The 10,906-nt window shown below is 66.2% G+C and carries 16 protein-coding genes; 7 read left to right on the forward strand and 9 right to left on the reverse strand.

All coding sequences use genetic code 11. The annotated features are described in order from the left end of the window. Positions 1-433: 433 nt before the first annotated feature. The 3 genes from ABZ909_RS42825 to ABZ909_RS42835 form a co-directional block, all read right to left on the reverse strand. The gene (locus ABZ909_RS42825) at positions 434-2,032 is read right to left on the reverse strand and encodes an MFS transporter (RefSeq protein ID WP_357012058.1); all 1,599 of its coding nucleotides are present in this window, start codon (positions 2,030-2,032) and stop codon (positions 434-436) included. 100 nt (positions 2,033-2,132) lie between these two features. Beyond that, the gene (locus ABZ909_RS42830) at positions 2,133-2,849 is read right to left on the reverse strand and encodes a TetR/AcrR family transcriptional regulator (RefSeq protein ID WP_357012060.1); all 717 of its coding nucleotides are present in this window, start codon (positions 2,847-2,849) and stop codon (positions 2,133-2,135) included. A 310-nt stretch (positions 2,850-3,159) separates the two neighbouring features. Beyond that, positions 3,160-3,486: a CopG family transcriptional regulator gene (locus tag ABZ909_RS42835; protein ID WP_357012062.1), complete on the reverse strand. Its 327-nt coding sequence runs from the start codon at positions 3,484-3,486 to the stop codon at positions 3,160-3,162. A gap of 540 nt (positions 3,487-4,026) precedes the next feature. On the opposite strand from ABZ909_RS42835, the gene ABZ909_RS42840 reads away from it, so the two are divergent. The 4 genes from ABZ909_RS42840 to ABZ909_RS42855 all read left to right on the forward strand — a co-directional run bounded on the left by ABZ909_RS42840 (position 4,027) and on the right by ABZ909_RS42855 (position 5,297). Next, positions 4,027-4,278 carry a hypothetical protein gene (locus tag ABZ909_RS42840; protein ID WP_357012063.1) on the forward strand — a complete coding sequence of 84 codons (252 nt, stop codon included), beginning with the start codon at positions 4,027-4,029 and terminating at the stop codon, positions 4,276-4,278. Further along, positions 4,275-4,571: a hypothetical protein gene (locus ABZ909_RS42845; RefSeq protein ID WP_357012065.1), complete on the forward strand. Its 297-nt coding sequence runs from the start codon at positions 4,275-4,277 to the stop codon at positions 4,569-4,571. The genes ABZ909_RS42840 and ABZ909_RS42845 overlap by 4 nt, the downstream gene beginning before the upstream one ends. 42 nt (positions 4,572-4,613) lie before the next feature. Continuing rightward, complete coding sequence (locus ABZ909_RS42850; protein WP_357012067.1) at positions 4,614-4,757, forward strand: hypothetical protein; 144 nt, start codon at positions 4,614-4,616, stop codon at positions 4,755-4,757. 102 nt (positions 4,758-4,859) lie between these two features. Further along, positions 4,860-5,297 carry a VOC family protein gene (locus ABZ909_RS42855; protein WP_357012069.1) on the forward strand — a complete coding sequence of 146 codons (438 nt, stop codon included), beginning with the start codon at positions 4,860-4,862 and terminating at the stop codon, positions 5,295-5,297. Positions 5,298-5,320: 23 nt separating this feature from the next. Here ABZ909_RS42855 and ABZ909_RS42860 read toward each other — a convergent pair whose 3' ends face one another. Then, entirely contained in the window at positions 5,321-5,470 is a 150-nt protein-coding gene (locus ABZ909_RS42860; RefSeq protein ID WP_357012071.1) for a hypothetical protein, read from the reverse strand. Between the two features lie 27 nt (positions 5,471-5,497). Between ABZ909_RS42860 and ABZ909_RS42865 the strand changes: the two genes are divergently transcribed. Continuing rightward, positions 5,498-5,701 (forward strand): VOC family protein, encoded by a 204-nt coding sequence (locus ABZ909_RS42865; RefSeq protein ID WP_357012073.1) that lies wholly within the window; start codon positions 5,498-5,500, stop codon positions 5,699-5,701. Between the two features lie 105 nt (positions 5,702-5,806). On the opposite strand, the gene ABZ909_RS42870 is transcribed toward ABZ909_RS42865, so the two are convergent. Together ABZ909_RS42870 and ABZ909_RS42875 are read right to left on the reverse strand one after the other, a co-directional pair. After that, entirely contained in the window at positions 5,807-6,244 is a 438-nt protein-coding gene (locus ABZ909_RS42870) for a nitroreductase family deazaflavin-dependent oxidoreductase (protein WP_357012076.1), read from the reverse strand. Between the two features lie 12 nt (positions 6,245-6,256). After that, positions 6,257-6,853, reverse strand: coding sequence for a TetR family transcriptional regulator (locus tag ABZ909_RS42875; RefSeq protein ID WP_357012079.1), 597 nt, complete (start codon positions 6,851-6,853; stop codon positions 6,257-6,259). A 68-nt stretch (positions 6,854-6,921) separates the two neighbouring features. Here ABZ909_RS42875 and ABZ909_RS42880 point away from each other — a divergent pair, with 68 nt between their 5' ends. Both ABZ909_RS42880 and ABZ909_RS42885 read left to right on the forward strand, forming a co-directional pair. Further along, on the forward strand, positions 6,922-9,087 hold the full coding sequence (locus ABZ909_RS42880) for an MMPL family transporter (protein ID WP_357012081.1): 2,166 nt from the start codon (positions 6,922-6,924) through the stop codon (positions 9,085-9,087). Between the two features lie 83 nt (positions 9,088-9,170). Further along, a complete protein-coding gene (locus ABZ909_RS42885; RefSeq protein ID WP_357012083.1) occupies positions 9,171-9,308 on the forward strand; it encodes a hypothetical protein in 138 nt (45 codons plus the stop codon). A 43-nt stretch (positions 9,309-9,351) separates the two neighbouring features. Here the strand turns inward: ABZ909_RS42885 and ABZ909_RS42890 are convergent, their stop codons facing one another. From ABZ909_RS42890 to ABZ909_RS42900, 3 genes are all read right to left on the reverse strand, one after another. Further along, the gene (locus tag ABZ909_RS42890) at positions 9,352-9,693 is read right to left on the reverse strand and encodes a hypothetical protein (RefSeq protein ID WP_357012085.1); all 342 of its coding nucleotides are present in this window, start codon (positions 9,691-9,693) and stop codon (positions 9,352-9,354) included. Continuing rightward, positions 9,690-9,974: a hypothetical protein gene (locus ABZ909_RS42895; RefSeq protein WP_357012087.1), complete on the reverse strand. Its 285-nt coding sequence runs from the start codon at positions 9,972-9,974 to the stop codon at positions 9,690-9,692. Before ABZ909_RS42895 ends, ABZ909_RS42890 begins: the two co-directional genes overlap by 4 nt. 203 nt (positions 9,975-10,177) lie before the next feature. Next, positions 10,178-10,636, reverse strand: coding sequence for a hypothetical protein (locus tag ABZ909_RS42900; RefSeq protein WP_357012090.1), 459 nt, complete (start codon positions 10,634-10,636; stop codon positions 10,178-10,180). Positions 10,637-10,906 lie beyond the last annotated feature (270 nt).

Here is a 10,906-nt window from a genome sequence, read left to right on the forward strand (position 1 = left end):
TCCCCACCGAATCCGGTGCGGCCCTGGTCAATCGGGCCATCGGCGCCGTCGAAACCTGCGACCGCGACTTCTTCGCCCCCCTCGGCGACCGCACCCCCCGCTTCGCCGACTCCCTGCGTCGGCTCCGCGATCGTGATTCCGGCTGAACCGTCTCACGCAGGACGCGAGTGGGCGGGGCGGAACCATTGCACCACTGCCTTCTGCCCAGGTTTCAGAAGCTGGCTATGTCACCGACTGCGATACCCGATTCGGCGAGGGCGTGAGTCAGAAGCCACTGCCGGAACCGTTTCTGGATGGCGGACGGAAGGGGCGGTGCGGTGGGAAGGGCAGCCAAGGGCCTGGCCTGTACCGACGGTGGTCACAGCCGGGACTGCCCGGACCAGTGCCCCGGCAACCGTCGTGGGCCGACGATGCCGGGGTCGGTTCGGCCGGGTCAATCGTGTCCCGGAAGACCCGCTTCTGCCGGCGCTGCGCTCCGGCGGGGCAGAAACAGCAGGGTGAGGATCGCGCCGACGATCAGTACGCCGAGGCAGGTGAAGACCGCCTGGGTCATGCCGTGTGTGTAGGCGTGGTCGGCGGCGTACATGAGCGCCGTGCCGAGCCTGGCGGGCAGGGTGTCGGCGACCGCGTGCGCTCCGGCAATGTTGTCCTCGACTGCTGCTGCGGCGTCGTTGGGCAACCCGACGCGGACGTCGCCGAGCCTGGATCGGTACTCATCGTTGAGGACGCTGCCCAGCACCGCGGTGCCCAGCACAACCCCGATGCTCTGCAGGGTGCGGGACAAGGCATTCCCCATCCCGGCCTGATGTTCGGAGAGGGTGCTCAGCACCGTATCCGCCGCGAGCGGCAGACCCAGCCCCAGACCCACGCCGAAGAGCGCCAATCCGAGGGCCACGATGCCGTATCCGCTGCCCACGTGCACCTGAGCGAGCACGAGCAGACCGCAGGCGCCGATCGTCATACTGGCCGGAATCACGTACTTCACACCGATTTTCGCGCCGAACGTCTCACCGAGGCCCGCACCGGCCAGCATCGCACCGATCATCGGCAGCAATCGCAGCCCGGTGCCTTGCGCATCGCTGCCCTGCACGATCTGCAGGAACGGCGTGAGCAGGAACAGCACACCAGCCATCGCGAAACTGATGACGGCGAAAGCGATGGTGCCCCAGGTGAATAGGCGATTACTGAAGAGCTTCAAGTCGATCAGGGGGGACTCGGTGCGACGCTGCCGATACAGGAATGCGACCACCAGGACCACTCCGCCGAGCAACGAGCCGAGCACCGGCCCGTTCCAACCATCGATCGGCTCTTGGATGATCGCGTAGGTCATCGCGACAATTCCGGTTCCCGACAGCACCGCCCCCGGCCAGTCCAGGCGCGGATTGGCCGGATTCCGGCTCTCGGGCACGAACAACCGGACGCCGATGAGGGTCAGCACCACGACCGGCGCATTGATCAGGAAGATCCAGCCCCAGGAGAAGTGCTCGAGCATCCAGCCCGCCAATAGCGGACCGGTGGGCAGCGCCACCACCGCACCGACGGTGGTGACCGTGACCGCGCGCCGTCGATCCGCGTCGGCGGGGAAAAGCACCGGCAGGGTGGCCATGCCCATCGGCATGATCACCGCCGCACCGGCACCCATCAGCGCACGCATCGCGATCAACCCGCCGGCGGTGTCGACCAGGCTCGCCCCGGCCGAGGCGACACCGAAGAGGACCAGGCCCGCCAGAAGCGTCCTGCGGCGGCCGAACTTGTCGCCCAGCGTGCCCATCGGCAGCAGCAGTCCGGCCCAGACCAGGTTGTAGGCCGTTGTGATCCATTGCAGCTGGCTGGTGGACGCCGCGAGCTTGGTCGACAGTGTCGGCAACGCGGTGATCAAGATATTGCTGTCCAGGCCGACGACCAGGAAACTCAGGGTCAGCGCGGCCAGGCCCCACCAGCGGGCCGCCGATCGCAGAGACCCCGGTGACGCGGACCTCGCCGGTTGTTCGACAGTTGTCCGATCCGACAGCGCGGACCTAGGGTTGGACACGGTTGGCTCCTTTCAGCCAATCACACATCCCCCTGGGTCGGGTCTGTCTTGCCGGACTCCCGGTCCCAGGGGGTATTTCGCCCCAGCAGTTGGGGCAAACTCAATGGGCGCCAGGCACCTCGGTGCGCTGACTCGCGGCGATGGCCCGGAAGAGCTCGATGACCTGGACGCTCAGTGCCTCTACCGCTCGAACTGGTGGCGGCGTGTCGTTCTCCAACGTGCGACGCAGCACGTAGGCCAACAGGCCGGCCCGCTCGTCGAGCGACAGTCCGGTGTGCTCGGGGGATTCCGTCGCCGCGAAGAAGCCTCGGATGACACCGTCGAGAATGCATCCCGCTTCATCGACGCCCAGGTCCGCGCGCAGCAGACCCTGATCACGAACCATCTCGAAGTAGTTCTTATTGCCCGCCAATTCCTGCTGGGCCGCGGCAACTGCCTCGTCCTGTGCGAGCGTTCCCAGTATCTCGACATCGGAGAGCAGCAGCGCCTTGACCAGCGGCCGGTGCGATACTTCGAGGAATATCGCGGTCATCAGCCGGTGCGGCAGTGCCAGCTCGGCATCATCGGACAGCTCGGTGATCAGCCGATCCATCAGCCGTCCGGTCTCGCGCTGAAGAACCGCCCACAGCAACGCTTCCCTGGTTCTCCAGTGCAGATAGATCGTTCCCTTGCCGATCCCTGCGCGCTTGGCCACATCGTCGACGGTGACCCGGCGGTAGCCGTGCACCTGCAACAGCTCGGCGGTGACATCGAGGATCCGCTCGGCGCGCGCCTGCCGCGCGTCGGAACCCGCTCGGAGGCGTTGTGCATCACGCATGCGCTGACTATATGACCAGATTCCAATTTTGGTCAACTAGTTCTATCCGGGGGTAGTGGCTCAACCGGCCGGAATCCGGCGCTAACGCACTGATGCCCCAGGCGTAAGCCCCAGGGCATCACGAAAATGGTTGTAGCTGTGTCTATTTCTTGCCGGATCCGCCGCCGCTGTTGGCATTATTCAGGGGTGGTGCTGGCCGAGTCGCCCCACCGGGCCCAAGGCCCGAGCGGGGTGCTGGTCTTGCCGACTCCGAAGCGGAGTCTTCGTCTTCGTGGGCGAGGTCCAGGCGTTCGTCGCTTACCGCAGGTGCTTATGCGGTTTCGGGCAGGCTGGACAGGACCCGGACCACATCGGCGAACCGGATCATGCGATTGGGGTCCTCAGCGGCCAGACCCATCTCGATGTACTGGCGGATCAGCATGCTCGCGGTGATGCAGTGCTCGGCGGCGGTCGCCTTGACGCGTTGCCGCAGTTCGGCGGGCAGCTTCACGGAGGTGGTGACCATGCCGGTTTCGATCTCGTCGGCGGTCGGCGGCAGCTCCGGGACAGGGGCGGTGTCGTCGAAGGTCAGGCCGTTGAGGAATGCTGTGGCGTCCTCGTCGTTGCGCGGGTAGCCCTGGTTGGTCGGGTCGCTCATTGGTTGGCCTCCCATGCGTTGTACTCGGTGAGCTGGTGTGCACTGCCATCAGGATTTCCCAGCGTGTGGAGGGCGAGGGCAGGTGCCGCAACATGACGATCAACGCGCGGTCGTCGTCGCTGCGGCCCCACACGGTCAGCACCGGTAGACCTTGGTCGGTCCGGGCCGGCCGTGGCCACCGGCGTGCCGAGTACAGGACTTCCATCACCTCCCAGGTTTCGACCTGGAACCGCTGGAGGAACTGCTTGGCTGTCGGTCACCACGCGTACTCCACAACAGTCACCATAATACCTTGGTATTACAATCAGCTCAGTGCATGACCATCGGGCGCGCGGATGGCTGCTCGGGGATGAGTCGCTCAATCACCTCTGCCGGGGACATGCCCCAGTGGTCCTTGTCCTGGGCGTAGAGCACGAACAGTCAGGCTGGTATCGGTGGCCAGGAACCGGATCACCGCGACGATCATGGCCGCGGCGTGGCGCAGCCGCTTGTGTCGGACAACCGCCTCCACGCGGTCGGGTCGCGAGTAGGATTGCCGGTATGACTCGACGAACCACGAAGGTCTCGTTGTCTCTCGAGACCAGCGCTTGGGAAACCGCGGAACGAGAAGCTGCCGCCGCTGGTATGTCGCCGTCGGCGTGGATCTCGAAAGCCGTCCGGGACAAGGCGATCCGCGACTTCCGCCCCACCATGACCCCCGGCGCCGACGAGGCGGCCGCAACCGCCTGCGAAGCCGAACAGGCCGCCGCCGAAGCCGCCGAGGCCCAGCGTCGCCACAAGGGAGCTGCGTGAGGCGCGGCGACATCCACCTGTACGGACAACCCGGCGCGGCACTGAGCAAAATCGTTCTCCTGGCTTCGAACCAAGCCGTCCTCGACAGCGAACGGCCCTGGTTCATGGGCCTGGATCTGCTCGACGAGGGCGACGGCGACCTGCTCACCGTCGAGATCCCCGGACGCGGATGGGTCAACACCGCCGCCACCCACCGGCTCTACCGGCAGTGGGTCGGCGAACGCATCGCCAGCGTCGAGCCCGAAACGATCGAACGAGTCGAAGAGGCATTACGTGCGTCACTGGACCTGTGACCATCTGGAAGACCGGCCCATGAACGACCGCACCCCCCGACGATGACGGCTACCCCGCGCACCGGCCAGGAAGCCGACGCGTTCGTCGACGCCCTGACCTTCGACGACACCGCCACACTGCCGTCACTGCCCCGGACCGCCGCTGAAGGAACCTGTGGGCCTTGTGCTGCGGTGTCCTGCGTCTGACTGACACGACCCGATCCTGCGAAATGCGCTCAGACACGGCTGATCGAGAACCGGCAGCCTACGGACCTGAACGAATCGCCCTGACTCGATAGCATGCAACGCGTGCCCATCAAACTCGAGAACGTCGGCATTGCCGTCCGCGACCTCGAAGCGACGATCGCCTTCTTCACCGACCTTGGTTTGACCGTCCTCGGCCGTGACACGGTCAGTGGTGAGTGGACAGACACTGCTGTCGGCCTCGACGGCAACCACGCCAAAATCGCCATGCTCCAGACGCCAGACGGCAACGGTCGCCTCGAGCTCTTCGAGTACATCCACCCCGACGCGATCGAGACGAAGCCCACCCGGCCCAACGAAATCGGCATGCACCGCGTCGCCTTCTCGGTCGACGACATCGACGAGGCCCTCGAGATCGCCGCCAGGCACGGCTGCCACCCGCTGCGCGGCGTGGCCACTTACGATGACGTCTACAAACTCACATATGTCCGCGGCCCCAGCGGCATCATCGTGATGCTCGCTGAGGAGCTGAAGAAGCGCTGACTGCGGGTCAATGGTCGCGGCGTCTATACCGGCCGCAGGTCGAACAGGTCTCGGGTGTCGATCACCAACCCGTCATCCTGTGCAAAGTCCTCGATACGCTCGTCGGCACCGTCAAGGATCTTCGGCCGGCCCTCGGGGCTGTTCAGCCGAAAAGAGTTGGCGACGTGCCACATACGCTGGTCCGTACCGTGGGATTCACCGTGGACCGCTTCGACCGCATTGTCCTCAACTGCCGCGACGTCGCCGCGACCGCGGCCTGGTACGAGCGGGTGCTGGGCATGCGGGTGGAGACGTCCGGCGAATCAACTTTCAAAGCAACGTGTTTCGGTCACCAGCACTCGATCGCGCCAGTTTCGGCTCTTACCAACCCCACATGCTCACTGAATGCGCCAATCAGCGGCTAATACCTCTCTATTGCGCAGGGCAGGCCGGTGCAGGCATCGGCCCTGACCGTTCCTGACTGCCTACGGCAGGAGTGCTCCCGCGAGCCTGCGAGTTGACAACGAGGATCACGACCGTGGCTCCACCCGGAACAGCGGGCAGCGCGGGGCGGCGGCCGCGAAGCTGTCGGGAGTCTCGGAGTCGACCAGGCCGTTGCGGACGAATGCCGCTACGCCCCTGGGGTTCTGGGTCGGGAATTCGCGCAGGATCGGGCCGCGCTCGGACTCGGGAATCTCGATCAGATCCACGCTCCGCACGTGCCGGCCTCGGGTGAGCGTGCCGTGGCCCGCGGCCCGGGCGTTCCTGACCCAGTCGGCGTTCGGGTATGCCCGCACGAGGTACTGGGTGCCATCGATGAGCACGGGCGCGATGGGAGTAGTCTGCGGCCGGCCGGTCTTGCGGCCGGGGACCGTCAGCAGGTGCATAGGGCCGAACGGGAGCCCGATGCGGTGGGAGAAGGCGACGACTCGATTGCGGAAGAGCTGTTTGGGCGAGAGTGTAGTCATGCGGGTCTCCGGTCAATTCGCGTCGTGGATAGCGGTTGTGAAGCTGTCAATGGTGGGGCCGAACCAAGCTGCGACTTCGTCGATGGAGTCGGTGGCGACCGGCCCGAGTTTCATGACGTAGCGGGCCCACGCGATGCCGACCAGCTGAACGCCGACCATGGCGGCTCGCCGTTCGGCGGCGTCGCCGAGGGGTTCGGACTTGCCGCCTCGCCAGATCCGTTGGGTGACGAACTGATTGAGCAGGGCTGCCGCCTCGGGTGAGCTGGAGGCGGCCTGTGCCAGCGCGACGAAGGCGCGGCCGGGCTCCTCGGGACCGCTCTCCCATTTGTGCAGGAAGTCCGAGACGATCTCGACTCCGCCGCGAACCCGTCCCTCGGCGGCGGCCGCTGCCTGCCGCTCCTGCGTGTACAGGCCGGCCATGCTCGCGATGAACAGTTCGAGCTTGGTGCCGAAGTAGTGGTACAGCAGCGCGGTGTCCACATCGGCACGTCGGGCGACACCGGTCATCGCGGCCTTGGTGAAGCCCTGCTCGAGGAATACGGCCCGGGCCGCGGCGAGGATCGCCTCGCGGGTGCCCTGGTCGCCGGGCCTGCGTCCGCGTCCCACCACTGAGGTCTCCCTTCAAATATTCACACACTATGAATTCCATGTTTAAATCAGACACTATGAATTCTATCTTGGCAACCGGCCTCCGGCAGACAGCCGGGTCGGCGCCGCAGCGCATGAACCGGCCCGGCCGGATCGGAGCCTGGTGTTATGACCATCGCCGAATAGTGCTGGCGGCCTGGATCATCGGCCTGCTCGCGATAGCCGGAACGGCGAGCGGCCTCGGCCCGCACTTCAAGGACAATTTCGGGGGTACCGGGCAGGCCCAGCAGGTGCAGGACATACTGCACGAGCAGTTTCCCTCCCGGTCCGGTGACAGTGCGCGAGTGGTGTTCCACTCGTCCGATCCCATCGACGACGCCGTCACGGACCGGATCACCGAGGCGCTCAACGGGATTCGACCGCTGCCCACCGTGATCTCGGTGTCGCCGCCGGTGCGGGCGGACGAGGGGCACACGGCATTCGCAACTATCCAGTTCGACGCGGTCAGCGCCGATCTCGCCAAGGCCGATGTGCAGCGGGTGATCGATACGGCGCGTTCGTATGCCCGGCCGGGTCTGGATGTCGCCCTGGGCGGTCCGCCGATCAGCGTCGCGGTGAAGCCGAAGCCAGGGCCGAGCGAGGCCATCGGCATCGGCGCAGCCGTACTCATCATGCTGGTGGCCTTCGGGTCCGTGGTGGCCATGGGTCTGCCGATTTTCGTCGCGCTCATCGGGGTGGGCGTCGGGTACGCCATGGTGGCCCTCATCAGTCACCTGCTGGTGGAGCCCAGCTTCGGGCCGGCCCTGATGGCCATGATCGGCCTGGGCGTCGGAATTGACTACGCCCTGTTCATCGTGACCAGATACCGGCAGGCGCTTACCGATGGTCTCGACCCGCGCGAGGCCGTCGTCCGCTCCATGTCGACCGCCGGGCGCGCCGTCTTATTCGCCGGCACAACGGTACTCATCTCGCTGTGCGGCCTGTTCCTGGTCGGTCAGCCGTTTCTCGACGGTCTGGCCGTCGGAACGATCCTGGCCGTGCTGACCGTGCTGGTGGCCACCGTGACTCTGCTCCCGGCCCTGCTCGGCTTCGCGGGTCGAGCCGTCGACCGGTGGCATGTGCCGGGCCTGCTCCGATCCGGCACGGCCTCCGCCGAGCGCGGTCTGTGGTGGCGATGGAGCCGGGTGGTGCAACGTCGTGCGGTGCTGTGCGGGTCGGCCGCACTGCTCGCACTGCTGATCCTCGCCCTGCCGACCTTTGCCATGCGATTGGCCTTCAGCGATTCGGGGAACGACCCTGCCGAACTCACCACCCGCCAGGCGTATGACCTGCTGTCGGACGCGTTCGGGCCGGGCTTCAACGGTCCCCTTGTGCTGGCCGCCGAATTGCCCGGCGCGGCAAACGATCACGCGGTGCTCACCGGATTCGAACAGCGACTCGCCGGACTTCCCGGCGTGGCCCGGGCAACGGCTCCCAGCTACAACGCGTCCGGTGACGCCGCGGTGGTGACGGTCTACCCGACCAGCGACCCGCAGTCGGCGGACACTGCGGCACTGGTCGATCGGCTACGCAATACGGTTGTCCCGCAGGCCACCGCGGGCACCGGCGTGCGGATTCTGGTCGGCGGGCAGACCGCGGCAGGAACCGACGAGTCGGCGCACCTGGGGATGCGGCTGCCGTGGGTGATCGGATTGGTGATTCTGCTGTCCTTCGTTCTGCTCATGGCCGTATTCCGTTCCGTCGCAATCCCGCTCAAGGCGGCGGCAATGAACCTCTTGTCCATTGGCGCCGCTTACGGTGCCATTGTCGTGGTCTATCAGTGGGGGTGGCTGTCGTCGATCTTCGGTGTCACCCGGACCGGGCCTATCGATCCCTGGATTCCGCTGATGATGTTCACCATCACCTTCGGATTGTCTATGGACTACGAGGTTTTCCTGCTCTCGCGCATCCAGGAGGAGTGGCGTCGACGGCGGGACAACGGCGCGGCGGTGGCGCACGGGATCGCCGCGACCGGGCGGATCATCACCGCGGCCGCGGCCATCATGGTCTGCGTCTTCGGGTCCTTCGTCATCGGCGATCCGCTACGCACCCTCAATGTCTTCGGATTGGGTCTCGCCGTGGCGATTCTGGTGGACGCCACCCTCGTGCGCATGATCCTCGTCCCCGCGATCATGCAACTGCTCGGCAAAGCCAACTGGTGGCTGCCCCGGTGGCTCGATCGAATCACTCCACATCTCGCCATCGAACAGGAGTAAGGGGCGGTGCTGTGCCGGCGCCGGCGACACCTGGTGCTGGCACAGTCGACTCATGCAAATCCGGATACTGGGAACCCCTGCAGGTGGTCGCTGACGACAATGTCACGGAGATCGACGGTGCACGCCTGCGCCTGGTCGCCGAACGTACCGGTGAGGACTACATCGACACCGACCGCACCTGTGTGCACATGGATGCGTTCTGGGGCGGCCGCAAGGGCTGAATCGCGCTCGGTGAGCTCTTGTCCGGGCTGGGGGACGGGCGGGTCAGGCGGCGGGCGGCAGTCCGGCGATGGCGCGCTTGAGGTCGGCCAGGGAGATCTTGCGGTCGTCGTCGGTCTCGGCCAGGCCCTCGTTGATCCAGCCGCGAATCAGCGCCGACCGGTCTATACCCCGCACTTCGCAGAGCGCCTCGATGGCCTTGCGCTGGCGCAGAGTGAGCCGGACGGTGGTCACCACCAGCTGCTCGTCCATGGGTTCGGTGACCGGCGGCAGTTCTGGGGTGGGTGCGCTGTCGTCGATGGCCAGCTCACCGGCCTCGAATGCGTCGGCCAGCGCCAGCGCCTCGGCGAGGTCGCGGGCTTCGTCATGTTCGTCGCGTTCTGTCATCGCTGGCTCTCCCATTCCTCGAAATCAGCAATGTCCTGCGGGTTCGTCATCGGTTTCGCGCCGATGATCTGCCAGTCCAGTCCGCCCAACGCCCGCAACGCGACGATGATCGGCTTCCCGGCCTCGGTGCGTGCCCACACCTGCAAGACACGTAATCCGTCCTTGCTGGTACTCATGCGCGGCCACCGCCTCGGGCTGTCCAACACTTCGATGACCTCGGCGTGGGTGAGACCGGCCTGGGTCAGGCGTGCAGCCAGCCACGGCAACCATTCATAGGGCACACAATCGAGAATACAGCGGTAATACGACCTGGTCGAGTTCTGCCAATGTGACTGACCACGATAACTATCACTGATCTACATGGCGGGCTGGCCGTTGCCGCGGTGCTGGCCACGGTATCTGTCACCGTTTGTCCATCCTTGTTGTCACCACAGAATGCGCGGCGGGATTGTCCCGGCCTTCCTCACCTCCCGCACGAGACCGGCTACCCGCTGACCTGTCCTAGGTCACGGTCCGCGCCGCCGTCGACCCGCGCTGCCGGCCCCACCCTTGACCCGGCTGACGAGCCGCGCAAGCGGTCGAGGACACCCGCCGAGGTCAGGGTGGTCTTCATGTCCATCAGATAGCCGGCGGCGGTGTTGCGCTGTTGTTTTGCCTCCGCTCGGGCCGTGCGGAGGGTCGAGATCGCCTGCACGGCAATGGCACCGCCCGCGCCAGCCCATGGCGGCAGGGCCAGTTCGCGCGCGGCTAGCGCCGCGACCGCCGGCAGTTCCAGCGACTTCAACCCGAGCACGGCCCGTGCTGGTTTCAGCTTCAGTGCGGTCAAGCCCTTCTGGAGGTCTCGCAGGGGCTTGCCGAGGTCCCGTTGCACCAGGTCCTGGATGTACATGTTCAGCACGGCCGGATCGTCGATTCGATCCAGTCGTGCGAACTCGTCGGCCATGTCGTCGAGATGGGCGGTGAAGGCGGCGAACTAGCCCAAGCTATCCCCACGTCCTCGTGAACGGCGACCATGTCGTGGTGCGACACCGGAAGCGGTGTTGCGCCAAGGCATGCCGGCGGGTCAGGCGGGGGTGAGGGCAGGGCGATTGCGCAGGATTGCGGCGGCGGCCGCCACGGACAGTGTCAGCAGGGTCAGCGCGAAGGTCGTCGCGCCGGTGGAGAGGCCGACGGCGTCGCTGAGGTAGCCGGCGCTGACGGGCAGCAGGCCGGC

Source organism: Nocardia sp. NPDC046763, assembly GCF_040645495.1.
In the GTDB taxonomy this organism is placed as follows: Bacteria; Actinomycetota; Actinomycetes; order Mycobacteriales; family Mycobacteriaceae; genus Nocardia.

Coding starts and splice junctions, on each gene's coding strand:
- ABZ909_RS42830 (WP_357012060.1), bottom strand. CDS start 2,849: ATGCGTGATGCACAACGCCTCCGAGCGGGTTCCGACGCGCGGCAGGCG.
- ABZ909_RS42835 (WP_357012062.1), bottom strand. CDS start 3,486: ATGAGCGACCCGACCAACCAGGGCTACCCGCGCAACGACGAGGACGCC.
- ABZ909_RS42840 (WP_357012063.1), top strand. CDS start 4,027: ATGACTCGACGAACCACGAAGGTCTCGTTGTCTCTCGAGACCAGCGCT.
- ABZ909_RS42850 (WP_357012067.1), top strand. CDS start 4,614: ATGACGGCTACCCCGCGCACCGGCCAGGAAGCCGACGCGTTCGTCGAC.
- ABZ909_RS42860 (WP_357012071.1), bottom strand. CDS start 5,470: ATGTGGCACGTCGCCAACTCTTTTCGGCTGAACAGCCCCGAGGGCCGG.
- ABZ909_RS42870 (WP_357012076.1), bottom strand. CDS start 6,244: ATGACTACACTCTCGCCCAAACAGCTCTTCCGCAATCGAGTCGTCGCC.
- ABZ909_RS42890 (WP_357012085.1), bottom strand. CDS start 9,693: ATGACAGAACGCGACGAACATGACGAAGCCCGCGACCTCGCCGAGGCG.
- ABZ909_RS42900 (WP_357012090.1), bottom strand. CDS start 10,636: ATGGCCGACGAGTTCGCACGACTGGATCGAATCGACGATCCGGCCGTG.